The organism is Pollutimonas rozaliensis (assembly GCF_048751585.1).
In the GTDB taxonomy this organism is placed as follows: Bacteria; Pseudomonadota; Gammaproteobacteria; order Burkholderiales; family Burkholderiaceae_B.
In genome coordinates this window covers 17,328-43,998 of sequence record NZ_JAZHOB010000012.1, presented here as the reverse complement: position 1 = coordinate 43,998, position 26,671 = coordinate 17,328, and the positions used below count along the sequence as shown (strand labels likewise).

Genomic DNA, 26,671 nt, shown 5'->3' with positions numbered 1-26,671 from the left:
CGGACTAACCAGCAATCGCAGTGGGCTTGCTACAACTGTTGCCTATCGGCCGTGTTCTCGAGGTCGGCCAAAATCGGACAATCGGGACGATCATCGCCAGAGCAACACTCGATCAGCGTCTGAAGCGTATTGGCAATTTGTTCCAGGCTGTCGATCTTTTCGCGCAGCTCTGTCATGTGAGCCGTAGCGATACGTTTTACCTCAGCGCTCTGGCGCGATTTGTCGCGCCAGAGGCCCAGAAGCTCATTGATCTCGGCCACCGGAAAACCAAGGTCACGCCCCCGGCGGATAAACCGCAGCATGTGTATATCAGATGCAGAATAATTGCGATAACCCGACTCCCTGCGATTCGCTCGGGGGATCAGTCCAGTCTGTTCATAGTATCGGATCATCTTCGCTGAGACGCCAGAGGCTTTCGCTACTTCCCCAATATTCATTTCAATATCTCCTTTCCAATTACGCCGCCGTCGGCAGTTGAGAGGGTTTGGTGGCCTCTATCGGTGAGCGAAACCCACGCAAGCGTAGCGCGTTGCCCAGGACGAAGACACTGGAAAGCGCCATTGCCCCCGCCGCGAAGATCGGCGACAAGAGGACGCCCCAGGCCGGGTACAGCACGCCCGCGGCCACCGGGATCAGCGCGGTGTTGTACGCAAAGGCCCAGAACAGGTTCTGACGGATGTTGCCGATCGTCGCCCGCGACAGTGCGATGGCGGTGGGCACGCCCATCAGGTTCCCTGACATCAACACCACGTCGGCCGCCTCGATGGCGATATCCGTGCCGGTGCCCACTGCCAAGCCCACATCCGCTTCGGCCAGCGCAGGGGCATCGTTGATACCGTCGCCGACGAATGCAAGCTGTCCATGAGCAGCTTTCAGCTTGCGCACCGCCTCGACTTTGCCTTCCGGCAGGACCTCGGCGATCACTTCGTCGATGCCCAGCTGGCGCGCGATGGCTTCTGCCGTGCGACGGTTGTCGCCGGTGATCATCGCGACCTTCAGGCCTAGCGCGTGCAGCGCGGTGATGGCAGCCGGCGTCGTTTCTTTGATCGGGTCGGCAACCGCGACGATTGCCGCCAGCCGGCCATCGATGGCGGCATAGAGTGGCGTCTTGCCTTCATTACCCAGGCGCTCGGCGGTTGCCGCGAAAACGTCAACCTTGATTCCCAGTTTGCGCATGTAGCGGTCCGCTCCGACTTCAATCAGTTCCCCGTTTACATGTGCTTTCACGCCGAAGCCGGTGATCGATTCGAAGTCCGTGATCTCGGGAATGGCGATGCCTTCGTTGCTGGCGGCGTCGACGATGGCGCGGGCGATGGGGTGTTCGGACTTCGCCTCGACCGCGGCGATCCGGGCTAGCACATCTTGGCGCTTGAAACCTTCGGCGATGTCCAGATCGGTCAGCGTCGGGCGGCCTTCGGTTAGCGTGCCGGTCTTGTCCACGGCGACGACCTTGGCGTCTTTGAGCAATTGCAGCGCCTCGCCTTTACGGAAAAGAACGCCAAGTTCCGCGCCGCGCCCGGTTCCCACCATGATAGAGGTCGGTGTTGCCAGGCCCATGGCGCAAGGGCACGCAATGATCAGAACGGCCACGGCATTGACGAGCGCGAAGGTCAGCGCCGGTTCGGGCCCGAAGACCAGCCAGACCAGGAAGGTCAGCACGGCAACACCCATAACGGCGGGCACGAACCACATGGTCACCTTATCCACCAGCGCCTGGATGGGTAGCTTGGACCCTTGCGCCTGTTCGACCATGCGAATGATCTGCGAGAGCACAGTTGCGCCGCCCACCGCCGTTGCGCGGAAGGACAGTGCGCCTTTCTGATTGACGGTGCCCCCGACCAGCTTGCTGTCCACCGTCTTTGCTACTGGGATGGGTTCGCCGGTGATCATGGATTCATCGACATAGCTTAGTCCCTGAGTGACCTCGCCATCGACGGGTATGCGCTCCCCGGGACGTACCTCGATGATGTCGCCGGCCACGACGTCGGCGATCGGAATTTCAAGCACGGTACTGTCGCGCTGGATGCGCGCGGTTTTCGCCTGCAAGCCGACCAGCCGCTTGATGGCCTCCGAAGTACGGCCCTTGGCGCGCGCCTCTAGAAAGCGGCCCAGCAGGATCAGCGTGACGATGACCGCCGCCGCTTCGTAATAGACGTTGACGGTGCCAGCGGGTAGTAGCGACGGCGCGAAGGTGGCGACCAGGGAATAAGCATAGGCCGCGAGGGTACCGACCGCGACCAGTGAATTCATGTCGGGCGCAAGACGCCAAAGCGCCGGGACGCCCTGGCGGTAAAAGCGCCAGCCCGGCACCGCCAGCACCAGCGTCGTCAGCGCGAACTGGATGTACCAGTTCCATTGCGCGCCGATGGTGCGCAGGATCAGGTCGTGCACGCCGGGAATCAGGTGTGAGCCCATTTCCATCACGAAGACCGGCAGCGTGAGAACGGCGGCAAGGGTCAGGTCGCGCTTGAGCGCCGCGCGCTCAGCGTCTTTGCGCTCGTTGGCGGCGTCCTCGTCGACGGATGTCCCAACGTCTATGGGTTGCGCCGCGTAGCCCGCTGCCGCGATCGCGGTGATCAGAGCGTTGGAATCCACGCTGCCGCGCACGTGGGCGCGTTCAGTCGCCAGGTTTACTGTGGCTTCGAACACACCGGGAACGGCTTTGAGCGCGCGTTCGACCCGGCCCACGCACGATGCGCAGGTCATGCCCTCGACCGCAAGGTCGATGGAGGCGGCGGGTACGCTGTAACCTGCCGCCTCAACGGTGTTGACCAGCGCTTGGCGGTCAATGGGGCTGCGCGCCTTGATGTCGGCCCGCTCGGTCGCCAAATTGACGGTGACCGAATCAACGCCTTCGACTTTGGCTAGGGCTTTTTCGACACGACCCACGCACGACGCACAGGTCATGCCTTCGATCGGCAGACTAATCGCGGTTGTCAACGCGCTTTCCTGTATGGTCAGGGTATTCAAATCCCACCTCCTTGTCGTTCAGTTCAATTAGATAAAGAGAAGGATGCGGCTTCCCATCGTTGGAAGGTCAAGCGTAAAAAACTATGCCCTGCGGTAATTGTGCAAAGAATGCCATCGCCTCATAGTGTCACGCTCATCAATCGCCATTGTGAGCGCAAGGTTGCGGGCGTAGTGGGGCTAATGCTGTATTCCAAAAGAGTAACGGTGCCGTCATCGTCCGGTCAGTGGCCGGCCAATATAGTTGTCATCAAGCGGCTCTACTGCCTCTTTTGAAGTCAACTCACCTTACTCTATTGGAGATGTCACGATGTTTAGAATGCGTCCCGTACTTGTTGCCATTGCCTTTGCCCTGTCCGCAAGCGCAGTCCACGCTGCAGGCTTGCCAAATGGCGTTGTGTATAGCGCCAATGAGGGAGATGGCTCTATTAGCGAAATTAATCTAACTACAGGTAATGTGCGTACGGCTCAAATAGCTGTCGTACCACATAATGTCCAAATCTCCCCCGATGGCAAGACACTGCTTGCCGTTGGTACACCAACCGTGAGGACTGGTGATCATGGGACGCATGGCGGCGCAGGCGAGACTTCGACTTCTGTTAACGCCGATTCGCACGCGGAGGGTGACGCTGGGTTACTAATTCTCAACGCTAGCGAGCTCGGACAGGTACTGGAAGCACTACCTGCTGGGAGCCACCCTTCGCACGTCGTCACCAGTCGGGACGGACGCTACGCCTATATCACGAACGCCGATACAGATCGGGTATCGGTAGTCGACATCCAAGGGAAGAAAGTCACCGCTGAAGTTGCTACTGGAGGTTATCCGCACGGCTTGCGGTTAAGCCCGGACGGACGGGAGCTTTATGTAGCAAACGTTACCGACAATACGGTATCGATCATCGATACCCAAAGCCTTAAAGAGGCTGAGCGCGTTTCTGTCGGCAAAGCACCGGTACAAGTGGCCTTTACGCCCGGTGGCAAACACGTCTATGTGTCGCTACGAGATGAAGATAGTGTGGCAATCATCGACACTTCCACCAGGAAAGTCGTGAAGAACGTAAGCGTTGGACGTAACCCCATTCAGCTCTATGCAGCAGCTGGCGGCAGCAAAATGTACGTAGCTAACCAAGGAAGCGATAGCAATCCTGATGACACGGTATCGGTGATCGACACGAAAAGCCAAAGCGTTATAAACACAGTGGTCACTGGCAAAGGCGCGCATGGCGTAGTCGCGAGCACTGATGGCGGTTTCGTATTCATAACCAACACCAAAGACAACACCGTAAGTGCGATCGACACAAGTACTCAAAAAGTGGTTGCTACCTATCCAGTTGGCCCCAATCCCAATGGGATCACATACCGCAGCATTCGGTGAGGCCAGCACTTTCGATGTAGCCCCGGTATGCTGGGGCTACTCAATCGCAAGCTCGGTTTGGCAAACTAAATTCGGGTTTTTAGCGACACTGGAATGTGTGTAATTGTGATCAGGAGAATTCAGTGAACCAACAACCAGACCTTAGTCCGGCAGAAGTATATGAGCGCTACCTTAGCCGTGCTATCGCAGATCCTTGGACGCGCGTACTGCTTGAATTGGCGTTACCCAAACCCGGCGAGCGAGTTTTGGATATTGCCTGCGGTACGGGCAGTGTCGCACGACAGGTCGCTCCCATGGTTGGGATAAGCGGGCAGGTCCTCGCCCTGGATATCAATTCAGAAATGTTGGAAGTAGGTCGGGCACAACCTTCACCGGCTGGTGCGTCGATACTTTGGCAAGAGGGTGATGCAACTCGCCTCGAACTTCCCGGTGACGCGTTTGATCTTGTGCTGTGCCAACAGGGATTCCAGTTCTTTCCCGACCGAGTGGCTTCAGGTCGTGAAATGCGTCGCGTGTTACGCGATGGCGGTAGAGCGGTTATCAGTGTCTGGCAGTCCCTGAGCCGACATCCCTTGTATGAGGAGTTGTTTACGGCAACCGCTCGCGTTCTCGATGCGCCCATCTCGGATGTCGACGTTGCCTTTTCATTATCAAACCCCGAGGAGCTATACACGTTGCTCAGCGAGGCGGGCTTCCACTATATCGAAATCACTCCACGGTCACTGTTTATTCGCATGCCAGAGCCGGAAAGGTTTGTTCAGTTTTCGATACTGGGTGCCGCAACCTCCGTGCCAGCATTTGCATCTATGGATGCCATAGAGCGCTTCGCTCTTGTGGAGAAAGTAAGGGCGAAGACGCACGCTATCATCCAAGGCTTTCGGGATGGGGATTCTCTTGCATTTTCTATGGAAACAAACATCGCGATTGCAAAATAACCGACCCCCGACTGCGACTTTTCATACCTTCGTTTGTAAGACACGCTTTTCACTTGGTACAATCGTTCCTGCAATGAAGAAATTTCTCCTTATTTTTATGCTGGTTATGCTGCCGCTTCAGGTCTCCTGGGGCGTCGTGAGCGTGTATTGCCAGCCGGAAAGGGAGATATGCATCGAGCCTTGTTATAGCGAAGCTCAAGAGCCGCGTGTCGCTTTAACTGACGGGTCTGAGCAAACGGGTTCAACCTCGGGGTTCTTGGGCCAGTATGAGCATTCGTGCCAAGCGCCTGCGGCGTCGATTATTTCATCTGCACATCAAACTATCCCTTCCTTATCGTCTAGCTTGGCCCCCCAGTTTCAAGAGGCGCTGCTAAGCTTACCGACCTTTTCCGAGCGGCCCGAGCGGCCCCAGTGGCTTTTCCTTGCCTAAGCTGGCACGCCGCTGATTCGACTTCCCTCCTGCTCCACACCTACGTCCTCAGCGTCGTCGCGTTCAATTGAATTTGAGCGTGCGCCCAGCTACTTGCGACGGTAGCGCTTAGTGCCGCATGTAACGGATGGTCCGTTGCAGATCGGCGCTTAGCCTAAATACCGATATCACCTGGTGATTAACGTTTTTGCGAGCAAAGGTCGACGGTGCTTGAAGCCATCAATCTGGACTGCGTGCGCGGTGAGCGACGCCTATTTCATAACCTGAACTTTCAGCTTAAGGCAGGCGAGTGCCTGTTGGTGCGCGGTGAGAACGGTAGCGGCAAAACCAGCCTTTTGCGCATGCTGGTGGGGCTCATGCCTCCGGCTGCCGGCGCCATTGATTGGCGCAGTAGTCCGATTAAGAAGCTGGGCGATGAGTACCGTCGCGAGCTACTGTATTGCGGACACCCGTTGGGCCTGAAGGATGATCTAAGTGCGACGGAAAACTTAATTTTCAGCATGGCGTTGACGGACGAGCTCGTTACCCAGGACGCTGTGTACGAAGCCTTAGGCAAGGCTGGATTGCAGGGTAGGGAGCATCTATCGGTGCGAGCCTTGTCGCAGGGGCAAAAGCGCCGTGTCAATCTGGCCAGGCTCTTGCTGCAAAAACGTACCTTGTGGGTGCTCGATGAACCCCTGACCGCGTTGGATACTCAAGCGGGCCAATGGGTAATACGGGTGATCGACCAGCATCTGAGTGAGGGCGGGATCACTGTCTTGACGACACACCAGGATTTGACCTTGGCAGGCGCGACACACGTTATACGGGTAGGCGTATGAGCGACTCCATTGGCTTATCCGTACTTCGCGGGGTAGTACGTCGAGATTTGAGGCTTGCCATGCGACGCAAGTCCGATGTGCTGACACCGCTTTTTTTCTTTGTCATCGTGGTCAGCCTGTTTCCGTTGGGCATTGGTTCTGAGCGCGACACGTTGCGGCAGATCGCGCCGGGCATTCTTTGGGTGTCGGCGTTGCTGGCGACTATGTTGTCGCTTAATCGGTTGTTCGAACAGGATTATGCCGACGGCACCCTGGAGCAAATGGCCCTTTCACCGGCTCCGCTGGGAATGCTGGTGCTCGGCAAGGTGGTCGCGTATTGGCTGTTGACGGGTTTGCCCTTGACGTTGCTGGCTCCCCTGCTGGCATTGCAATTTGATTTACCAACCCCGTCGTTATTGGTGCTGGCTGCGTCGCTGGCCCTTGGTACGCCGGTGCTTAGCTTTATTGGCGCGATCGGAGCGAGTTTGACCCTGGGCCTGCGAGGCGGCAGTGTCCTGGTCGCCTTGCTTGTACTTCCGCTTTATGCGCCGGTGCTGATCTTTGGCGCGGGTTCGGTAGACGCCGCCGCAGCCGGCCTGGGCGCTACGGCGAATCTGTCGTTGCTGGGCGCCGTGCTGGTTTTAACTGGTTTTTTTGCACCGTTGGCCACGACCGTGGCACTACGGATTGCGTTGGAATAATGAGCAAGTGAATGATTAATTGGTTTAAGTATTCATCACCAAAAATGTTTTATCCCCTTGCCGGCAAGCTGATTCCATGGTTTGGGGTCGCCGCTGCGATTCTGGCGATCATAGGGATGTACGTGGGTTTCTTCATGGCGCCCACTGACGCCCAGCAAGGCGAGGGCTATCGCATCATCTTCTTGCATGTGCCGGTTTCCTGGATGTCGATGTTCATTTATTTGGTCATGGCTTTCTGGGCTGCTGTGGGATTGGCATTTAACAATCGTTTAGCCGCCATGATGGCCTCGGCCTTGGCTCCCACCGGCGCCATGTTCACGTTTCTTTCACTCTGGACGGGCGCATTGTGGGGCAAGCCTATGTGGGGGACCTGGTGGGTCTGGGATGCGCGCCTGACCTCCGAACTGATTCTATTGTTTTTGTACATCGGTTTTATGGCGCTTCAGTCAGCGGTTGATGAGCCGCGGCGCGCGGATAAGGCCGGTGCTGTCCTTGCCCTTGTCGGCGTGGTCAATATTCCAATTATTTATTTTTCAGTGCAATGGTGGAACACCCTGCATCAAGGCGCATCTGTTTCGTTGACACAAGCCCCTTCAATGGCCGCGCTCATGCTAATCGGCATGTTGCTTATGGCCTTGGCGTCATGGATGTATACGGTGGCGATCGTGCTGATGCGCGTGCGCTGCATCATTTTAGAACGCGAACACCATGCTGGGTGGTTAGATGAATTGAAGGAGGTAAAGCAATGAATTGGACAAGTCCTGCTGAATTTTTTGCGATGGGCGGCTATGGGCAATACGTGTGGGGGTCAGTCGCCGTCACCCTGGTCGCTCTTTGCACTGAATGGCTCCTGCTGCGCCAGCGCCGCAAAGCGGCTTTATCGCAAGTGAAGCGCAAGTTAATCCTGAGGGAAGAGGGATCTCGATGAAAAATCGGCATAAACGTATCGCGCTCATTGCTGGTGGCGTGGCCGCATTCGGCATTGCCACAGCCTTAGTGCTCAATGCTTTTCAAAGCAATCTTGTGTTCTTTTTCACGCCTACGCAGGTGAGTGCCGGTGAAGCACCCCAGGAGCGGACGTTTCGCGTCGGTGGCATGGTGCAAACCGGCAGTGTGCAACGCCAAAGTGATGGGCTCACGGTGAAGTTCGTTGTGACCGATACCGCCAAAATGATACCGGTCAGTTATACGGGAATATTGCCCGACCTGTTTAGTGAAGGCAAAGGGGTAGTGGCTCAAGGCAAGCTCGGGGCCGATGGATTGTTCCGCGCTGAAGAGGTGCTCGCCAAACACGATGAGAACTATATGCCCTCTGAAGCGCAGCATGCGCTGGATGAGGCCGCCAAGAACACGATTACTGCGAGGCCATAACGCTCATGATTGCTGAACTCGGTCATTTTTCACTGATTCTGACGCTATTTGTAGCGCTTGCGCAGGGCTGTTTAGCCCTCGCGGGTGCGGCGCGTGGCAATGATGTCTGGATCGCCTTTGCTCGACCTGCCGCGCGCGCGCAGTTTCTTTTAATTATTGTTAGCTTCGCGACGCTGGGCTGGTCCTTCATCGTTAAGGACTTTTCGGTGGCTTACGTCGCCCAGAACTCCAACTCGCAATTGCCCTTGCTTTACCGTATCGCGGCGGTCTGGGGCGGCCACGAAGGATCGCTCTTGCTGTGGCTGCTGATGCAAACAGGCTGGGCGTACGCTGTAAGTGTGTTCTCCAAGCAACTGCCCGATGTCATGGTGGCACGCGTATTGGGGGTGCTGGGCCTGGTCACCGCTGGATTCCTGCTCTTTGTGCTGCTTACCTCTAACCCGTTCGAGCGCCTGGTACCGGCACCCTTGGACGGTATGGACCTGAATCCGCTCCTGCAAGACATTGGACTGATATTTCATCCGCCCCTGCTGTACATGGGGTATGTCGGATTTTCGGTGGCGTTCGCATTTGCCATTGCCGCACTGCTGGCGGGGCAGCTCGACTCGACGTGGGCCCGTTGGTCCCGGCCCTGGGCGACGGCAGCGTGGCTGTTCCTGACCTTAGGTATCGCCTTGGGGAGCTGGTGGGCCTATTACGAACTGGGTTGGGGCGGCTGGTGGTTCTGGGATCCGGTAGAAAACTCCTCTTTTATTCCGTGGCTGGTGGGTACCGCATTAATTCACTCCCTGGCGGTAACTGAAAAGCGTGCCAGTTTTAAAAACTGGACGGTGCTGCTTGCCATCAGTACGTTCTCGCTTTCATTGCTGGGGGCTTTTCTCGTACGGTCAGGCGTATTGACGTCAGTACACACCTTCGCCACCGATCCGCGCCGCGGCGTGTTCATTTTGATGCTGTTCGCCGTGGTGGTGGGCTCGTCCTTGCTTTTATTTGCGCTGCGCGCGCCCAAGGTGGGCATGGGCGGAAGGTTTGAACTGATATCGCGTGAATCCCTCTTGCTGGTGAACAACGTGTTGTTGGCGGTGGCAGCGGGGGCCGTCATTCTCGGGACCTTGTATCCGCTTTTCATCGATGCGCTCGGGCTAGGAAAGCTTTCGGTGGGACCACCCTACTTTAATGCCGTTTTCATACCGCTGATGGTGCCCGCGCTGCTTCTTATGGCGGTAGGCCCGGTTGCTAACTGGAAGTCGGCCAAGATAAGCGCTCTGATGAAACACCTGCATGTTCCGGCTATGGCGGCGCTTGTGGTCGGTGTCGGCGCACCGTTCATGCTGGGGCGTTGGTCGGCGCTGGTGGCTTTAGGCTTGGCACTGGCCACGTGGATTGCCACTGCGGTAGTTAAGGGCATCGTTGACCGTATGCGGGCTACGCGCACTGGGCTGCGAGCCCAACCGCTTAGCTGGCTAGGCATGCATCTGGCCCATTTAGGCATTGCTGTGTTCGTAGCGGGCGTGACGCTCGTCATGGGCTATGAAACCGAACAGGACGTGCGTATGACGCCTGGCAGCACGGTAAGCGCAGGGGGCTATGACTTGAAGTTTCTAGGCGTCAATAAAGCACAGGGACCTAATTATGTCGCAGAAATCGGTGATATCGAGCTGTCACGCGATGGTCGAATCTTGCGTCTGCTTCACCCTGAAAAACGCAGCTACATCTCCTCGGAAATGCCTATGACCGAAGCGGCCATTGACGCCAACGGGTTGCGTCACGTGTACGTCGCCCTGGGTGAGCCGCTCACCGACGGTGCCTGGAGCGTACGGGTTTACTACAAACCATTCGTTGATTGGATCTGGATTGGGTGCATCTTGATGGCGTTGGGTGGGCTGTTAGCCATCAGTGATCGCCGTTATCGACTTAAGCGTCGCGAACGAAAGGCTGCCTTGGTTGCAGGAGGGGCTACATCATGAGCCGCTTTGTATGGCCGTTGGTTGCTTTTGTCGTGCTGGTGGGCTTCCTGGCTTTTGGTTTGACCCTCAAGCCCAGCGAAGTCCCTTCGCCTTTTATTAACAAAGCGGCACCGAGTTTCACGTTGCCTCAATTGGCGTCCCCAGAGGAAACGTTTTCACCGGAAGCCATGAAGGGCAAAGTGTGGCTGCTTAATGTGTGGGCCTCCTGGTGTTATGCCTGCCTTGAAGAGCATCCCGTGATTACGGCGTTGGCTAAGACACATGCAGTGCCCATTGTTGGCCTCAACTACAAGGATGTGCGCGGGGAAGCGATTTCGTGGTTGGAACGCCATGGCAATGGGTATGTGTTGTCCGTATCCGATACGCAAGGGCGCGTGGGTATCGACTATGGCGTTTATGGCGTGCCTGAAACCTTTGTTATCGACAAGGCCGGGTTCATTCGCTACAAGCACATCGGAGCGGTAACCGATACTGCGGTGCGCGACACGCTTTTACCCCTGATACGGGAGCTTGAAAAATGAAATATTGGTGGCTGACATTGTTGTGTGCCGTCATCGCCTTGCCATCGTGGGCGAATAGCGCGGCGACGGAAAAGCGCATGCTGGACATCGCCGCTGAATTGCGCTGCTTGGTGTGCCAGAACGAATCGATCGCGGCCTCGCGCGCCGACCTGGCCGTGGACTTGCGGCAACAGATACGTGAGCAGATTCAGGCTGGTCAAAGTGACACCCAGATCAGGGCATATATGGTTGATCGGTATGGTGATTTCATACTCTATCGCACGCCCTTAAAAGCCACCACGCTATTGCTCTGGTTTGGTCCCATGCTACTGCTGGCCTTTGGACTGCTCGTTCTGGCGACAACATTGCGACGCCGCAAAAGCAGTGTGGCTGACGCCTTGTTAAGCGACGATGAGTGTAAAAGAGCGCAGGCGCTGCTCGCGCAAACCACGGACACCGGAACATCACCATGAATTTGATTTTTACCCTAATTGCCGCTTTACTTGCTGCTGGCGTCACCTGGTGGCTGGTGTTTGTTCTGTGGCGTGGCCCCAAGCTGGACAGCAGTGTCGAGCATCACGCCGTCAATGCGGCGGTACTGCGCGACCAACTGGTTGAACTGGAGCAGGATCGCGCCAACGGTATATTGTCTGTGCCCGATCACGCTGCGGCCCAACAAGAGCTGCAACGACGTGTGCTTGATGAGGCAACACCCGCTCAGGATACCGGGCAACGGCGCCAGAGCAGCAAGTCAGCCGCGATAGCGCTGGCCATCGTCTTACCCGTGGCAGCAACGCTTACCTATCTGGCGATAGGGAACCCCGCTGCGATTACGCCACCGCCGGCCCAAAGTGCTCCCGCTATGACACAAGCCGATGTGCAGGCGATGGTGGACTCGCTCGCTGCGAGGCTGGCGCGCAATCCTGATGACGCGCCTGGTTGGCTCATGCTGGCGCGCTCATATCGCTATTTTGAAAAATATGAAGACGCGGCTGCCGCCTTTGCCAAAGCGGCGACCGTCATCCAGTCGGATCCTTTGGCGCTATCCGAATATGCTGAAACACTCGCCAGAAGCAATCAAGCTGGCTTTAAAGGGGAGCCGACGCAATTGCTGGAGCGCGCACTATCGCTCAATCCCCGGGAACCATTCGCCCTGACTTTGGCGGGCGCCGCAGCGCTTGAGCGCCAAGACTATCCGGCAGCGATTGACTATTGGCAACAGTTATTCGACCTGCTTCCGCCTGACTCGGACGCCGCGCGGGCTGTCGCAGACAGCATAGAGCGAGCTCGTCGAGCACAAGCCGAAACGGTAACCCCCAAGAACTGATGGATGCTGAACGTTAACAATGAAGAACTCTTTTAAGATAATTGCTTGGGCAGCAGTGGCGTTAATCAGCGTGATCGCCATCGCGACCGCCTTGTTTTTGTACCAACGTAACAATGCCTCGAAAAATCTCCTAGGTGGAGTACTTAATGTTGCGGTGGACATAGGGGGGCAGCGATTCATGCGCTGGCATACGCCACGCGAACTGCCTTTGCTCTCCTTCCAGGATCCGACGGGCAAGACCGTGACTTTGGCCGATTTTGAAGGCCGTGTCATATTGCTTAATGTCTGGGCGACCTGGTGCCCCCCGTGTCGGGAGGAGATGCCATCGTTGGACCGGTTAAATGCCAAGCGTGGCGGTCCAGACTTTGAAGTCGTTGCCCTGTCGATTGATCGGGATCCTGATTTGATCAAACCGTTCTATCAGGATTTTGGTATTCGAACGTTAAAGCATTACGTTGACCCGACGACAAGGGTTTCAGACACGCTGCGTGCGCCGGGCGTGCCAACAACGCTATTGATTGATCGAGAAGGGCGCGAAATCGGCAGGGCGATGGGGCCCGCTGCCTGGGATGGCCTGCAAGTTGAAGCCTTGATTGATGGCGCACTGCTGCACGCCTCTATTCGGGACTCAAAGTGATGCGAGATAAGAATAAAGCAGACTACCAACTGGGGATGATGCGATGCTTGAATTAACTGTCATTGGGCTATTAACGGCGTTTTTCGCCGGTATTGCTTCCTTCCTATCGCCCTGTGTTTTACCGCTCGTGCCAGGTTACCTCTCCTATATTGCGGGCGATTCGGTTCAGTCCAGTACCTCTCATACTGAAGCACGTGTGGCTCGCTGGCGAGCATTGGGCCTTAGTGCGTGTTTCGTTGCTGGCTTCTCCATGGTGTTTCTGATTTTAGGGGCCAGCATCACCGCAATTGGGCGTTTGTTTCTATCGTATCGCTATGAACTGAATATTGCCGCGGGCGGCGTTATTGTCGTCGCTGGCCTGATGGTTATGGGCGTTATACGTGCCCCGCTATGGATGCAACGATACTACCGCTTTGAACCGCAGGGCGGCGGCGGTAAGCCTTGGTCGGCGACCGTGCTTGGCATGGCGTTCGGTTTCGGTTGGACGCCGTGTATTGGCCCCGTACTTGGCGGTATTTTGATACTCGGGGCCACGTCTGAGAGCCTTGGGCAGGGAATATTGCTTTTGGGTATTTACGCACTGGGCTTAGGTGTGCCGTTCTTGCTTTCCGCGTACTTCATGACGCCGTTTATGCGTCGAATAGGTTCGTTGCGCCGAACGGGTCGTTATCTTCAGATAATCACCGGTGCGATTCTGGTGCTGATGGGCATTGCGGTGGCAAGTGGACAGTTGGTGCGTTTTGCTATTTGGTTACTGAGGACGTTTCCGGCGCTTGGGGCGATTGGGTAGTTGCGTGGCCTTCCGTGTTTTGCTTCTTGATATCCGGTCAGCCACAACAGCCGTGCTGTTTGCCGTTTTCTTGAACTGGCGGGCATGGCTCGGACCCGTATGAACAATAAACACAGCAGTCGCCGGGTTGTGGTTTCAGAATAGCCCGGCATTGCTTGCACTCGTAGAACCATAGGCAGGCATCGGTCGGCATGGTTTCCGTTTTGACATTCCCACATCGGGGGCAGGTTAGCGTGGACTTTAGGACAACAGCACTCATTCCATATTTCTCATCAGCAGTGTGTGCACATGATCGTGCTCAAGAAAGGCGTGGCGATAATTCGGCGCGCGAAATGCTTCCACGTGCTCCAACAAGAGAGTATTGATTATCTTATTGAACTGCAGTGTTATGGCGCTGACGCCAACATAACGCAAGCATTAAAAAATTGTAATACGAGGCGCATGTAGAGCACAGATCGCGTGAAGATAACGAGATTTTAGAACAAAGTACGGCGCTCAAGGCATTCAACTTGCTGGATAAGGCAAGTGGCATCGCGTAGCGAAGTCGCTTCCTAATCACAGCTTAAATTCTTTGGAGATTAATATGCCTCATGAAAAGTTTCAATCATGCATCGACGCTTGTTATGCTTGCGCTACCGAATGCGACCACTGCGCTGTTTCATGCCTGGGGGAACAAGACGTCAAAGCGATGGCACGCTGCATAAAGCTAGACATGGACTGCGCGCAAATTTGCCGCCTAGCGGCCAGTTATATGGCCAGGGACAGTGAGTTTGCCCAAGCCCTTTGTCGCCTGTGCGCCGATGTTTGCCAAGCTTGCGCGGATGAGTGCGCCAAGCACCAAATGGATCACTGCCAGCGCTGCGCCGAGGCTTGCCGCAAATGTGCCGAAGCGTGTAGGCGGATGGCATAAATGAACTACTGGGCGTACAGTACGCCCGATGCACGATGTGCTTTTTGATCAGCGCCTAGTCTGGCCAGAATGACCGGACGGCGCTGTAGCGCTGTCCGCTTAACTTGGTCCTCATCACGTTTATCAGCAGAGTAGACGTCCCCACAGCGACAATGTCAACCGGCAGATTTTTCGCCCACTGTATATATGGAACGCTTTGTCTTTTGTTCACTAGTGCTGCTGAAACGGGGCGACCGCTTTGTACATATAGCAACAAATTTTTTCCTCCCTCGAGCTCCTTTTCAAAGATGACGAAGATGTAATGTCCGCGCAATCTGCCTGACAGCAGCGAAGTAGTACAGTAGGCTCGTCGCTGGATTTCTGCATAACTCATCCGCCACGCAAGTATAAGGAGCCAACAATGAAATGTGATATGAAGACGATGCTCAAGGCCGGTCTTGGGCTAGCCGTGTTGATTGCTGTCGCCTATGCAGCGTTGCCGGATGCTCGTGAGTGGATTACTGCGGCAAGCCCGTTCTTATTCTTCTTGATCTGTCCGTTGATGATGTTTTTCATGATGAAAGGCATGCAGTCGGGCCACAGCGATAACGAATCAAAGACGAGTGAACCCGCCCAAGCGCCAATGCCGGAAGTCGCTAATGTTGGGGACTACCCACGTGCACTAGAGCACAAGAAAGCACCTTGATACTGGAGCAGGCCATGGGAACCAAACTCACACGAATAGCTCTCCTAATGCTAGCTGTAATTGGGTTGATCGCTATTTTTCGCCTTCGTTTTCATGGGCATCATGATGTTCTGGATGATGAGTAATTGAAGTGAACTCTATGCGTTTTCTGATAGCCATGCTGGTGTTGGCACTGGCGTGGTTACCTGGTATCAGCTCCGCGCAATTTTCTGAAATGCCAGCCGAGTCCACCGGTACTACAGTGTTGGCTTCTGCTTCCTCGAACAGTGGGATTCTGGGCTCCATGCGAAGTTGGTTTGGCGGCGAGAATTCTGATCAAGAGCTGTTGCCACTAAACGAAGCGTTCAAAATCTCGGTGAGGGCACGCGACGCCGATACGCTAGTCGCTACGCTCACTGCAGCAGACGGCTATTATCTTTATCGGGATAGGATTGCGTTCGCTCTTCAGGCGTCATCCAGCGCAGCGATCAAGAACGTCGCGCTACCCCAAGGTAAGCTTAAGGATGACCCCACTTTTGGGCATGTCGAGGTGTATTACGGATCTGTCCAGATCCCAATTACGTTAAATCGGCTGTCTGGATCCATTTCCGATCCGCTGATTCTGCAAGCCTCCTATCAGGGTTGTAACGATCCGACCGGAGTCTGCTATCCACCAATAAATAAAACGCTGTCCGTAGTGCTTGTCGAGGCAGCTCAGACCAGCGCCGCCTCCGCGGGTGCTAACGTCGCGCCAGCGCAAGCTCAAGCAAGTAGCGGCATCCCGCGAAGCACTGCCAAGGTCCAAGTCTCGGAAAAAAGCCTCGTACGAGATCTGTTCGCTCAGGACAATGCGTGGGCGCTTATAGCCGCCTTCTTTGGTTTTGGCTTGGTTCTGGCGTTTACCCCCTGCATGCTGCCCATGATTCCGATCCTGTCGGGAATGATTATTGGGCAGGGGCGCTCGTTAAGCCGCCGCCACGCGTTTGGACTTTCTTTGGTCTATGTGACGGCCATGGCCATAACTTACGCGCTCGCCGGTGTGGCCGCGGGATTAGCAGGGACGATGCTCTCGGCATACCTGCAAAACCCATGGGTGTTGGGCAGTTTTGCGATCGTATTTGTACTGCTTGCACTTTCTATGTTCGGCTTTTATCAGCTTCAGATACCCGCTTCCATACAAAGTCGCCTAGCGGGCGCCGCAAACCGGTCGGCTGGTGGCAAGGTCTTGAGCGTATTCGTCATGGGTGTGTTGTCTGCCGTCATTGTCGGGCCGTGCGTAGCGGCACCTCTGGCCGGAGCACTGCTTTACATCGGGCAGACAGGAGACGTCGTGCTGGGTGGCTTGGCGCTTTTCTCACTCGCCATAGGGATGGGGGTCCCGCTTCTGATTTTTGGCACCACAGCAGGCGCACTTTTGCCTAAGGCTGGCCCATGGATGAAATCCGTGCAGCATTTTTTTGGCGTCACGATGCTGGCTGTGGCCATCTACCTAATTTCCCCGGTCATACCTTCCGTCGTCCATATGAGCTTATGGGCCGTCTTGCTCATTATTTCTGCGATGTACCTGAAGGCGTTGGACCCGTTGCCCGACGGCTCGCCTGGTTTCGTGCGTTTTGGCAAAGGGGTTGGGGTCATTGCACTAATTTCGGGTTTGGCGCTGCTCATCGGCGTGCTGTCAGGAGGCCGCGATGTGCTGCAGCCCCTGAGCGGTTTAAGAGGTGCAGATGCTGCGGCCGCACAGAATATCAGCTCACCCGAGCTGCAGTTCAAGAAAGTCACGAGCCTTGCCGACCTTGAGTCGCAATTGCAGGGGGCTGAAGGCCGCTATGTCATGCTCGATTTCTGGGCAGACTGGTGCATCTCGTGCAAGGAGATGGAGCGCTTCACGTTTACCGATGCCCAGGTGAGAAAGCGCCTGAAAGACGTCGTGCTGCTTAAAGCCGATGTGACCGCGAACGATGCCGAGGATCAAGCACTGCTTAAACGTTTTGGGCTCTTTGGCCCGCCCGGCATTATCTTTTTCGACAGACAAGGGGCGGAGATCGACTTTCAGGTTATCGGGTTTCAGGCGCCCCAGAAGTTCTCGCGCTCTTTAGATTCGGTCATGCCACGTCAGGGAGGTTGAGAGCCAGACGCTCAGTTAAGTCAACCTGGGGCTTTACTTCAGGTAGGATCGCAGCACCTCAGCCAGCTGGTTGACCTCTTGTTCGCGCTCCTTCGTTGTCAAACCCTCGGCAGCGATGTGCTCGCGAATCTGACCTTCCAGCACCTGAACCATGAGACCGTTTACCGCTCCGCGGATAGCTGCAATTTGCTGGAGTATCCCATGACAATCGTTCTGCGCTTCTATCGCTGCTTCCAAGGCCGCCGTCTGTCCATGAATTCGACGTACCCGCGCTAGGAGCCTGTTCTTGTCTTTAACTGTGTGCGCCATTCGAATCTCGCTACGATTTATAGGGTACTGGGGTATAGTATATATTGATATAAATTAAAGGTCCTCCATGAGTCAGACATCGCCTCATCATTGGCAGCATTCCCACGTATTTGATCAAGGCAATCCTGTTGCGCAACGTCGGACCCGCTGGGCCGTATGGCTGACGGCTACCATGATGATCGCCGAGATAATAGGCGGTTGGTGGTACAACTCCATGGCGCTCTTGGCGGACGGCTGGCATATGAGCTCGCACGCCTTGGCGCTTGGGCTTTCCCTCGTCGCCTATGCCGCCGCCAGGAGATACTCGGAAGATCGTCGGTTCGCCTTTGGAACATGGAAGATCGAGATTCTAGGCGGATACTCCAGCGCCATCCTGTTGTTGGGCGTGGCCGGTTTAATGCTTTTTCAGTCAGTTCAAAGGCTCTTTTCTCCAGCCGAAATCCACCACAACCAAGCGATCAGTATTGCCATCGTCGGTCTGCTGGTGAACTTGGCTTGTGCATGGCTGTTACGAGAGGATCATGGGCATCATCACGCGCACCATGCAGGAGAGCACACAGCGCACCACCATCATCATGACCTGAACCTGCGTTCAGCGTACCTGCATGTCATTACCGACGCGGCGACCTCTGTCCTAGCGATAGTGGCGCTCTTGGGTGGAAAGCTTTGGGGCGCCGACTGGCTCGATCCTCTCATGGGGATCGTGGGTGCAGTCCTTGTGACCATGTGGGCGCAAGGGCTACTGCGGGAGACGGGGCGCGTGCTGCTGGACGCGGAAATGGATACTCCGGTGGTGAACGAGGTCCGTGAGGTTTTGCGCCAAAATCCCACAGTGCAAATCACCGACCTTCATGTATGGAGAGTCGGCAAAGGAAAGTATGCGTGTATCGTCTCGCTCGCCACGTTAAGCTCGATCACGGCAGACCAGATTCGGCAGCAACTTAGCATTCATGAAGAACTTGTCCATGTAACCGTGGAAGTAAACACGCTGTATACATGAGAACCAGGCGTAGCCGCTTAGCGTCGCCTAAGTTCATTTGCTTCTTACATGGTGAGGTGTTCATACAGAATGACCGTACCGACACCTATCAGCGCTAACCCGCCAAGAATCTCCGCCCACTTGCCGGCTACATTGCCGACTAATCGGCCTACCATGACACCTAGCGTCACCATCAGGAACGTCGCTAAGCCAATGGCCGCTGCCGTGACCAAAATATTGTTATCGATAAAGGCCAGACTGACGCCCACGGCCATCGCATCAATGCTGGTGGCGAACCCCGTGGCGGCAAGTAACCAAAACGAGTGACGGATCGTAGGAGTGGCTTCGGGCTCTTCAGCCCGAAGGCCAGTGCGTATCATCAACGCGCCCAAAATCAAGAGGAGGGTAAAAGCGATCCAATGGTCCCAATCTGCGACGAACTCAGCTGCGATGGAACCTAGAGCCCATCCAACTAACGGCGTGATGGCTTCGATTACACCAAAAATAATACCGGTTCTTAGCGCTTCTGATATGCGAGGATTGCGAAGGGCAGTACCTTTGCCCACGGCGGCGGCAAACGCGTCGGTTGACATTGCCAACGCCAGGATCATCGTAGAAACAAAATTCATACGGGAGTGGTTCCAGCCGAGCGACACATGGACTTTCCGGTACGACTCGGCAGCGCACTGGAAAAGTCTATGGTCTCGCCATGCCTTTCGGCCGCTTGCGCCATGGCGTTGGAGCCAAGAATGTTGACGCAACCCTTTCGCGCGAAGTCGAAAGTAGGCTACTCCCCAAAGAGGAAACTGAATTCTAACACTTGACGGCATAGGAGCCGATGTGGGTGCTCGCAAGAGCTCAAAGGACTAGATTGGCAGATCTCCAAATTTAACGAATGGATGGATTTTCCCCTAGTAGTCGCCTTTTGTGGATCTATTGTTTGGGATTAAAAGAGTTTCGATACTCGTGCCGAGAGCGTGTTCTTGGATTACAAAAAAGTAATCGGGCTGTTGCCGGTGTGACGGTTATGGTTAATTAATATTAATAGTTACCAGCTTGTTGCTTCCGCCGAGCCGATAGCTTTGAGCTCGATTAGCGCCCCCATACAGGATTTTCTTTGCGTGAAAAGTTCAACAACTTTAGCCATTGCTTGCCGATTATATCGGGCCGTGGTTTGTTAAAGATTCATTAGTGAGAATCGGTATAATCACGTTGAAATGAAAAAGCTCGTGTTAATCCTTGTGCTTGTCCTTCTGCCGCTCCAAGCTTCTTGGGGCATAGTCAGCATATACGTCGCACAAGAGCATGATGCCTGCCTCCATCCCTGCTCCGAAACTCAAGAAACTAAAGCCGGGCAGGGCGATGAGCGCGGCTCAACCACTGCGAGTGCTCATCACGAAGACCGCTTTTGTGGTTTGCATGCCTTAAGCATTGTCGAGACTTATCCCCCTCGAGTAATACCCGTTTTATCTTCCCTCCCTCCTGAAGCCGACGAGCCGCAGCTCCTACGGCAATCTCCCATCGAAAGGCCAGAACGGCCTAAATGGATGGCGTCGGCCTGAAGCGGCACGACGCGCAACTTTTGACCGTGTCGTCCCGTCATCCTTGCAGTAGCTGGGATCGTCAGCGCGGCAGTCTCGTTGAACCGAATCTCATGGGGCAGCCTGATCTGTAGGCGATACCGCTTTCGCACCTACCCGCTCCCAGCACTGCTCAAGAGTCAAGTACCTCGAACGACTATCTTGGAGCAATTCCATGCGCAGCGCATTAGTTCTATTTGGAGCCGCGACGGCACTATGGAGCGCGGCAATGGCTCAGCCGTTGCCGTCCTATATCGACGCGATCCCAGGGAAGCAAACTGAACCAGTAGCTTCGCTGACGCTCAGCCAGGCAGTGAAACTGACCCTGGAAGCCAACTACTCACTTTCTTCCGCTCGTTATACGGCTGAGTCGACTGAAGGCCTCGTCCTTCAGGCCGGCGTGAGGCCAAATCCGATATTGGACGTCGAAGTAGAGGACACGTCCCGTAAGACCTCACGCACCACAACGACCAAACTCAGCGTGCCCATCGAGCTTGGGGGCAAGCGCGACGCGCGCATTGCCAAAGCCGAGCTTACCCGCGATATTGCGCGCCAGGAGTTGCTGCAGACTCGGGCGGATGTTCGGTCCCAGACAGTGGCCAGTTTCTTTGATGTACTGATCGCGCAAGAGCAAGTCGAATTGTCGACTAAAACTGTCGAGATCGCGCGCGACGCATACCGTATTGCAGATCGTCGCGTTGAAGCGGGAAAAGTCCCGCCGCTGGAAGCTGACCGGGCACAGGTGGAACTGGCGAACGCCGAATTGGAGCAGGCCCAGGCGGCCAGCTCCCTGGAGTTGTCTAGGCGTAACCTTTCGGCGCTGTGGGGCAACCCTTCACCGCAGTTCGCCAAAGCGGAGGGGCAGCCCGCTGTTTTGCCGGGGCGCCCTGATTTAGATGACTTGACCGCCGCACTGGAGCGCTCTCCTTATGTGCAAGTTGCACGGCTTGAGTTGGAACGAAGTCGGGCACAGATTCAGGTGGAACGGAGCAAAAGATACCCAGATTTGACTGTAAGCGCTGGCGTAATCCGCAATAACGAGCTAAGCCGAAATCAGGTGATGGTGGGGGTGTCGATTCCGTTGCCATTTTTCGATCGAAATCAAGGAAACGTCTATGAAGCGTCGATGCTGGCCTACAAGAGTCAAGACGACTATCGGGGTCTAAAGGTTCGTTTGCAGACGCAGCTACAACAAGCCGCCAGCCAGTTCGACATTGCCAAAAGCAGATCGGTCAGGCTTGAATCCGAAATTTTGCCCAAGGCCAATACGGCGTTTGAGCGAGCAAAAAGAGGATTTGAGGTAGGAAAGTTCGGTTTTACCGAAGTACTGGACGCGCAGCGAACGTTGTTTCAAGCGCGTGTTCGCCATCTTTCCTCGCTGTCCGACGCTTACCAAGCTCTTGCACAAATAGACCGTATTCTGGGATCGGATTCACTATGAAAAGTACACAAAACAATGCCGTTTCGGGTAACCGCATGAGGCAGTCCGTCTTAATTGCCGTTATTGTCCTGATCGGCGCCCTGCTGAGCACCTTGTTACTGGCAGGGACCACGACTGAGGACGGCGGATCAGAGCATGGAGAACACGCTCATTCCACTGAAGGCACCGACAAGAAGAACGACGGCAAGGAAGCTGAACGTGCTGATGAGAGTGGTGAGGCGCATGGTGGAGAAGGGCAGCACGAGCGCGAGGTGACTTTCACCGAGGCGCAGATTAAGGCGGCGGGAATCACCATGGCCACGTCTAAGCCCGCGCGCATTCAGAGCGCCATCCAGTTGCCTGGCGAAATCGTCTTTAACGCCGATCGTACTGCGCAGGTCGTTCCGCGCCTTGCTGGCGTTGTCCAGGCCGTTACAGTCAATCTGGGTCAAGAGGTTAAGCAGGGTGATGTATTGGCCGTAATAGCCAGCCCCGAGTTGTCCGAGCGACGCAGCGCGTTGAGCGCCGCGCAAAAGCGTCTGACTCTGGCCCGGACCACCTATGAGCGCGAACTGCAATTATGGAAGGAGAAGGTGTCGGCCAAGCAGGACTACCTTCAGGCTCGCCAGCAACTGCAAGAGGTGCAGATCTCTGTGGCCGATGCGCTCGAGCAGCTTCAGGCACTCGGGGCTGACGCGGGCAAACCGGGGGGCTTTAGCCACTTGGAAGTGCGAGCGCCTTTCGATGGAATGGTCATCGAAAAGATATCGCGCTTGGAGAAACGGTAAGTGCTGATGCGCGGATCTTCAAGATATCGGATCTGTCGACGGTATGGGCTGACATTATCGTGCCAGCTGAGGCGCTCGGAGCTGTACGCGTTGGCAGCAAAGCAATCGTAGAGGCTACCGCCTTTGACTCGCGATCGGAGGGCACCGTTTCCTATGTCGGCTCGCTGTTGGGTCAGCAAAGTCGGGCGGCTACGGCTCGAATTAGCCTTGCCAATCCCGATGGGGCCTGGCGGCCTGGTCTGTACGTAAACGTCCAAGTGCTTTCAGGTGAGTCCGAAGTTCTTGTCGCTATAGAGCCCGAGGCAATCCACATCTTGGAGGAAGAGTCAGTGATATTTGTGCGGCACGATAACGAGTTTGTTGCGCAAGCTGTGACGACCGGCCGCCGCGATGCCAACGCGGTGGAGATTGTCGAAGGCTTGAAAGCGGGTGCGCGTTACGCCGTGAAAAACAGCTTTGTCATCAAATCCGAGTTAGGCAAGGCTAGCGCCTCGCACAGTCATTGATCAGGAAATAAGCCATGTTCGAACGTATCATCCGTTTTTCAATCGAGCAGCGCTGGCTGATCATCTTAGCCGTGCTCGGGATGGCCGCGCTGGGCATCTATAACTACCAGCGCCTCCCCATCGACGCCGTACCCGATATCACCAACGTACAAGTACAGATCAATACGCCCGTACCTGGCTATTCGCCGCTAGAGGTCGAGCAACGCATTACTTACCCGCTCGAAACTGTCATGGCGGGCATCCCGAAGCTGAAGGAGACCCGCTCGCTCTCACGCTATGGGCTGTCCCAAATAACCGTCATATTCGAGGAAGGCACCGACATCTATTTTGCCCGGCAGTTGGTGAGCGAACGGCTACAAGGAGCCAAGGATCAGCTGCCCGTTGGTATTACGCCAGCATTGGGCCCGATTTCCACTGGCCTTGGCGAGATTTACTTCTGGACAGTGGAGGCAGATGAAGGGGTGCTCAAGCCAGATGGCACACCTTACACGTTAACGGATTTACGCGAAATTCAGGACTGGATCATTAAGCCGCAGCTGCGCAATGTTCCCGGCGTGACGGAAATCAACACCATTGGAGGGTTCGCCAAGGAGTACCTGATCGCACCGGATCCGGGAAAGTTGCGCTCTTTTGGTCTTACCTTGCAAGATCTGATGGATGCCGTAGATAAGAACAACAACAACGTGGGCGCCGGCTACATCGAACATCGTGGTGAGCAGTCCCTTGTCCGTGTCCCCGGCCAAGTGCAGTCGATGCAGCACATTGGCCAAATCCTTATTGCCAATGTGGACGGCGCACCTATCCGGATTCAAGACGTTGCGCACGTCGGCCTTGGCAAGGAGTTGCGCACCGGCGCGGCGACCGAGAACGGCCGTGAGGTGGTGCTGGGAACGGCTTTCATGCTTATGGGCGAGAACAGTCGGACCGTATCCCACGCGGTTGATAGGAAAATGCAGGAGATCAACCGCAGTTTACCCCAGGGTGTGAATGCAGTGACTGTGTATGACCGCACTGTACTCGTCGACAAGGCGATCGCCACTGTTCAGAAGAACCTGCTCGAGGGCGCGCTCTTGGTCATCGTCGTGCTATTCATGTTCCTGGGCAACATTCGCGCTGCCGTGCTTACTGCGCTTGTTATTCCGCTGGCCATGCTGTTCACGTTTACGGGCATGGTCACCGGCAACGTCAGTGCCAACCTAATGAGCCTGGGGGCACTGGATTTTGGCATCATCATTGACGGCGCTGTCGTGATTGTTGAAAACTGCGTGAGGCGCCTGACACATGCCCAAGCTCGCCATGGCCGACCGCTCTCACTGTCGGAGCGAATGCACGAAGTGTTCGCTGCGTCAAAAGAAGTGCGCCGCCCGTTGATATTTGGGCAGCTCATTATCATGATCGTGTATTTGCCGATCTTCGCCCTTACGGGCGTGGAAGGCAAGATGTTCACTCCTATGGCCTTCACGGTAGTAACGGCGCTATTCGGGGCAATGATCCTCTCAGTCACTTTTGTGCCTGCTGCGGTCGCACTCTTCATTGGAAAGCGAGTTACCGAGAAGGAAAGCGTCTTCATTCGCGGTGCCAAGCGCGTGTATCGCCCCGCCCTGGACTTGGCTATGGCCAATAAACCCGCCGTACTGGTTTTCGCGGCCGTAACCATCGTGCTCTCAGGTCTCATTGGAGCGCGCATGGGAAGCGAATTTATTCCAAGTCTGAACGAGGGGGATTTCGCCATCCAAGCGTTGCGCGTGCCCGCCACCAGCCTGACGCAGTCCGTGGAGATGCAGCAGCAGTTGGAACGTAAACTTTTGAAGGAGTTTCCGCAAATTGAGCGGATCTTCGCACGCACGGGCACCGCCGAGGTCGCTTCCGATGCCATGCCGCCTAATATTTCGGACGCCTACGTCATGCTCAAGCCCCAGGATCAATGGCCAGATCCCGGGTTGCCACGGGATGAGCTCTTGCGCCACGTTCAAGCGTCCGCTGCGCAACTTCCTGGAAGCAACTACGAGTTCTCCCAGCCGATCGAGTTGCGCTTCAATGAGCTAATTTCGGGCGTGCGCTCGGATGTAGCGGTGAAGGTCTTTGGTGATGACATGGGCGTGCTGAATTCGACGGCGACAGAAATCGCAAGGGTGCTCGGGCAGGTACCTGGCGCTACAGGCGTCAATGTTGAACAGACCACGGGCCTACCTGTGTTGACGGTTGCTATTGACCGTTCTCAGGCTGCGCGTTATGGATTGGCCCTTCAGGAAGTGCAGGATGCAGTAGCCGTTGCTGTGGGAGGGCGTGAGGCTGGAACGCTCTTTCAGGGTGATCGGCGCTTCGGGATAGTGGTGAGGCTACCTGAGGCGTTGCGCAGCGACGTTGATGCTATCAAGCGGCTGCCAATCGCTTTGCCGGCCACGATGGGAAGCGCGGTTAGTCACATTCCGCTTGGCTCGATCGCAACGCTGGAAACGACTATGGGGCCCAACCAGATCAGTCGCGAGAACGGTAAACGGCGCATCGTCGTTACGTCCAACGTAAGAGGGCGCGACATCGGATCCTTTGTGTCGCAGGCACAAGAACGCATCCAGGAACAGGTCCAAGTACCAGCAGGTTACTGGATCGACTGGGGCGGCACGTTCGAACAGCTTGAATCGGCAACAAAACGGCTGCAAGTTGTGGTGCCGGTTGCGCTACTGCTGGTGTTCCTTCTGCTCTTTATGATGTTCAACAACATCAAGGACGGGCTGTTGGTATTTACTGGCATTCCTTTCGCGCTTACCGGCGGCATCGTCGCGCTTTGGTTGCGGGGCATCCCGCTGTCAATTTCTGCCGCGGTGGGATTTATTGCATTGTCGGGCGTAGCAGTGCTGAACGGCCTTGTCATGCTGTCTTTCATCCGGGGCTTACGCGAGGAGGGCCTGTCGCTCAATGCAGCGATCCGCGAGGGTGCCTTGACTCGACTCAGGCCGGTGCTGATGACCGCGCTTGTGGCCTCGCTGGGCTTTGTGCCCATGGCGCTGAATACGGGGACGGGTGCGGAGGTGCAGCGCCCGCTTGCCACGGTCGTGATCGGCGGCATCGTTTCTTCGACTTTTCTGACATTGCTGGTATTGCCCATACTGTATCAATTGAGCCACCGCCGTGCCGCTGCTCGAGAAACTGAAGAGTAGTTTTTGATAAGGGGGAGATAGGCATTAGGAGCCGAGTTCGCCTCCTTGCTAGGCAGTAGAACATTCAAAAAATTCGTGGCTATCTATAACTGTGATATTTGCTAGCTGTTTCGACGGACGATGGGCTCTTTTAACAGATTAACGTCGTTGGTATGTACTAAGACCCAGTCGCCGGCAAATCCGGACTAGATGTCGGCCCAGCTACTAGCTTGACGTCCATGGCAGCAAATATTGGAGCATGAACATATTGAACGCCAACTCAAATCGCGCGACTTCTGAGTCGGTGAATCCGCGAATCAAAAGGTATTTGCCAATGGGCTTACAAGCTGTGCCTTCCAGGCGGATTACAAAAAAGTAATCCAGGCGTCACGGAAATGACAGCTGTATTTAATTAAAGTTGAGAAATGGCATCGTGTTGTTTCAGATGATTCC

The 26,671-nt window shown here is 55.6% G+C and carries 26 protein-coding genes and 1 riboswitch; of the genes, 21 read left to right on the top strand and 5 right to left on the bottom strand.

All coding sequences use genetic code 11. The annotated features are described in order from the left end of the window. Positions 1-29: 29 nt before the first annotated feature. Together cueR and V0R37_RS20475 are read right to left on the bottom strand one after the other, a co-directional pair. Complete coding sequence (gene cueR / locus V0R37_RS20480) at positions 30-437, bottom strand: Cu(I)-responsive transcriptional regulator (RefSeq protein WP_420376323.1); 408 nt, start codon at positions 435-437, stop codon at positions 30-32. 19 nt (positions 438-456) lie between these two features. Continuing rightward, positions 457-2,970, bottom strand: a complete 2,514-nt coding sequence (locus tag V0R37_RS20475; RefSeq protein WP_489685812.1) for a heavy metal translocating P-type ATPase — start codon at positions 2,968-2,970, stop codon at positions 457-459. Positions 2,971-3,286: 316 nt separating this feature from the next. On the opposite strand from V0R37_RS20475, the gene V0R37_RS20470 reads away from it, so the two are divergent. From V0R37_RS20470 to V0R37_RS20410, 13 genes are all read left to right on the top strand, one after another. After that, positions 3,287-4,342, top strand: coding sequence for a YVTN family beta-propeller repeat protein (locus tag V0R37_RS20470; protein ID WP_420376322.1), 1,056 nt, complete (start codon positions 3,287-3,289; stop codon positions 4,340-4,342). Between the two features lie 122 nt (positions 4,343-4,464). After that, positions 4,465-5,277 carry a class I SAM-dependent methyltransferase gene (locus tag V0R37_RS20465; RefSeq protein ID WP_420376321.1) on the top strand — a complete coding sequence of 271 codons (813 nt, stop codon included), beginning with the start codon at positions 4,465-4,467 and terminating at the stop codon, positions 5,275-5,277. Positions 5,278-5,913: 636 nt separating this feature from the next. Beyond that, entirely contained in the window at positions 5,914-6,528 is a 615-nt protein-coding gene (ccmA, locus tag V0R37_RS20460) for a cytochrome c biogenesis heme-transporting ATPase CcmA (RefSeq protein ID WP_420376320.1), read from the top strand. Continuing rightward, entirely contained in the window at positions 6,525-7,208 is a 684-nt protein-coding gene (gene ccmB, locus V0R37_RS20455) for a heme exporter protein CcmB (protein ID WP_420376319.1), read from the top strand. The genes ccmA and ccmB overlap by 4 nt, the downstream gene beginning before the upstream one ends. Before the next feature lie 11 nt (positions 7,209-7,219). Continuing rightward, on the top strand, positions 7,220-7,957 hold the full coding sequence (ccmC, locus tag V0R37_RS20450) for a heme ABC transporter permease CcmC (RefSeq protein WP_420376318.1): 738 nt from the start codon (positions 7,220-7,222) through the stop codon (positions 7,955-7,957). Next, complete coding sequence (gene ccmD / locus V0R37_RS20445) at positions 7,954-8,136, top strand: heme exporter protein CcmD (protein WP_335619072.1); 183 nt, start codon at positions 7,954-7,956, stop codon at positions 8,134-8,136. The genes ccmC and ccmD overlap by 4 nt, the downstream gene beginning before the upstream one ends. After that, positions 8,133-8,579, top strand: coding sequence for a cytochrome c maturation protein CcmE (gene ccmE, locus V0R37_RS20440; protein WP_420376317.1), 447 nt, complete (start codon positions 8,133-8,135; stop codon positions 8,577-8,579). Before ccmD ends, ccmE begins: the two co-directional genes overlap by 4 nt. 5 nt (positions 8,580-8,584) lie before the next feature. Then, entirely contained in the window at positions 8,585-10,546 is a 1,962-nt protein-coding gene (locus tag V0R37_RS20435) for a heme lyase CcmF/NrfE family subunit (RefSeq protein ID WP_420376316.1), read from the top strand. Beyond that, positions 10,543-11,067 carry a DsbE family thiol:disulfide interchange protein gene (locus V0R37_RS20430; protein WP_420376315.1) on the top strand — a complete coding sequence of 175 codons (525 nt, stop codon included), beginning with the start codon at positions 10,543-10,545 and terminating at the stop codon, positions 11,065-11,067. The genes V0R37_RS20435 and V0R37_RS20430 overlap by 4 nt, the downstream gene beginning before the upstream one ends. Next, on the top strand, positions 11,064-11,519 hold the full coding sequence (locus V0R37_RS20425; RefSeq protein WP_420376314.1) for a cytochrome c-type biogenesis protein: 456 nt from the start codon (positions 11,064-11,066) through the stop codon (positions 11,517-11,519). Before V0R37_RS20430 ends, V0R37_RS20425 begins: the two co-directional genes overlap by 4 nt. Continuing rightward, a complete protein-coding gene (gene ccmI / locus V0R37_RS20420) occupies positions 11,516-12,373 on the top strand; it encodes a c-type cytochrome biogenesis protein CcmI (RefSeq protein WP_420376313.1) in 858 nt (285 codons plus the stop codon). Before V0R37_RS20425 ends, ccmI begins: the two co-directional genes overlap by 4 nt. Before the next feature lie 19 nt (positions 12,374-12,392). Further along, the gene (locus V0R37_RS20415) at positions 12,393-13,010 is read left to right on the top strand and encodes a TlpA family protein disulfide reductase (RefSeq protein WP_420376312.1); all 618 of its coding nucleotides are present in this window, start codon (positions 12,393-12,395) and stop codon (positions 13,008-13,010) included. A gap of 43 nt (positions 13,011-13,053) precedes the next feature. After that, complete coding sequence (locus tag V0R37_RS20410; RefSeq protein WP_420376311.1) at positions 13,054-13,800, top strand: cytochrome c biogenesis CcdA family protein; 747 nt, start codon at positions 13,054-13,056, stop codon at positions 13,798-13,800. A gap of 37 nt (positions 13,801-13,837) precedes the next feature. Here the strand turns inward: V0R37_RS20410 and V0R37_RS20405 are convergent, their stop codons facing one another. Continuing rightward, positions 13,838-14,059, bottom strand: a complete 222-nt coding sequence (locus tag V0R37_RS20405; protein WP_118995027.1) for a GDCCVxC domain-containing (seleno)protein — start codon at positions 14,057-14,059, stop codon at positions 13,838-13,840. A gap of 324 nt (positions 14,060-14,383) precedes the next feature. Here V0R37_RS20405 and V0R37_RS20400 point away from each other — a divergent pair, with 324 nt between their 5' ends. The 3 genes from V0R37_RS20400 to dsbD all read left to right on the top strand — a co-directional run bounded on the left by V0R37_RS20400 (position 14,384) and on the right by dsbD (position 17,499). After that, complete coding sequence (locus V0R37_RS20400; RefSeq protein ID WP_118995026.1) at positions 14,384-14,710, top strand: four-helix bundle copper-binding protein; 327 nt, start codon at positions 14,384-14,386, stop codon at positions 14,708-14,710. A gap of 412 nt (positions 14,711-15,122) precedes the next feature. Further along, entirely contained in the window at positions 15,123-15,395 is a 273-nt protein-coding gene (locus V0R37_RS20395; protein ID WP_209304329.1) for a DUF2933 domain-containing protein, read from the top strand. Between the two features lie 139 nt (positions 15,396-15,534). Continuing rightward, positions 15,535-17,499 (top strand): protein-disulfide reductase DsbD, encoded by a 1,965-nt coding sequence (gene dsbD, locus V0R37_RS20390; protein ID WP_420376310.1) that lies wholly within the window; start codon positions 15,535-15,537, stop codon positions 17,497-17,499. A 33-nt stretch (positions 17,500-17,532) separates the two neighbouring features. Here dsbD and V0R37_RS20385 read toward each other — a convergent pair whose 3' ends face one another. After that, positions 17,533-17,808, bottom strand: coding sequence for a metal/formaldehyde-sensitive transcriptional repressor (locus tag V0R37_RS20385; protein ID WP_420376309.1), 276 nt, complete (start codon positions 17,806-17,808; stop codon positions 17,533-17,535). A 67-nt stretch (positions 17,809-17,875) separates the two neighbouring features. Here V0R37_RS20385 and dmeF point away from each other — a divergent pair, with 67 nt between their 5' ends. Beyond that, on the top strand, positions 17,876-18,808 hold the full coding sequence (dmeF, locus tag V0R37_RS20380; RefSeq protein WP_420376308.1) for a CDF family Co(II)/Ni(II) efflux transporter DmeF: 933 nt from the start codon (positions 17,876-17,878) through the stop codon (positions 18,806-18,808). A 44-nt stretch (positions 18,809-18,852) separates the two neighbouring features. On the opposite strand, the gene mntP is transcribed toward dmeF, so the two are convergent. After that, entirely contained in the window at positions 18,853-19,416 is a 564-nt protein-coding gene (mntP, locus tag V0R37_RS20375) for a manganese efflux pump MntP (RefSeq protein WP_420376307.1), read from the bottom strand. 51 nt (positions 19,417-19,467) lie between these two features. Then, a riboswitch (yybP-ykoY riboswitch) is annotated at positions 19,468-19,597 on the bottom strand. A 945-nt stretch (positions 19,598-20,542) separates the two neighbouring features. Here mntP and V0R37_RS20370 point away from each other — a divergent pair. From V0R37_RS20370 to V0R37_RS20360, 4 genes are read left to right on the top strand one after another with little or no spacing between them, the layout of a single operon-like run. After that, the gene (locus V0R37_RS20370; RefSeq protein WP_420376306.1) at positions 20,543-21,808 is read left to right on the top strand and encodes a TolC family protein; all 1,266 of its coding nucleotides are present in this window, start codon (positions 20,543-20,545) and stop codon (positions 21,806-21,808) included. Further along, the gene (locus V0R37_RS23410) at positions 21,805-22,575 is read left to right on the top strand and encodes an efflux RND transporter periplasmic adaptor subunit (RefSeq protein WP_489685811.1); all 771 of its coding nucleotides are present in this window, start codon (positions 21,805-21,807) and stop codon (positions 22,573-22,575) included. The genes V0R37_RS20370 and V0R37_RS23410 overlap by 4 nt, the downstream gene beginning before the upstream one ends. A 59-nt stretch (positions 22,576-22,634) precedes the next feature. Next, positions 22,635-23,081, top strand: a complete 447-nt coding sequence (locus V0R37_RS23405; RefSeq protein ID WP_489685810.1) for an efflux RND transporter periplasmic adaptor subunit — start codon at positions 22,635-22,637, stop codon at positions 23,079-23,081. Positions 23,082-23,095: 14 nt separating this feature from the next. After that, positions 23,096-26,239 carry an efflux RND transporter permease subunit gene (locus V0R37_RS20360; RefSeq protein WP_420376305.1) on the top strand — a complete coding sequence of 1,048 codons (3,144 nt, stop codon included), beginning with the start codon at positions 23,096-23,098 and terminating at the stop codon, positions 26,237-26,239. The last annotated feature ends 432 nt before the right edge of the window (positions 26,240-26,671 follow it).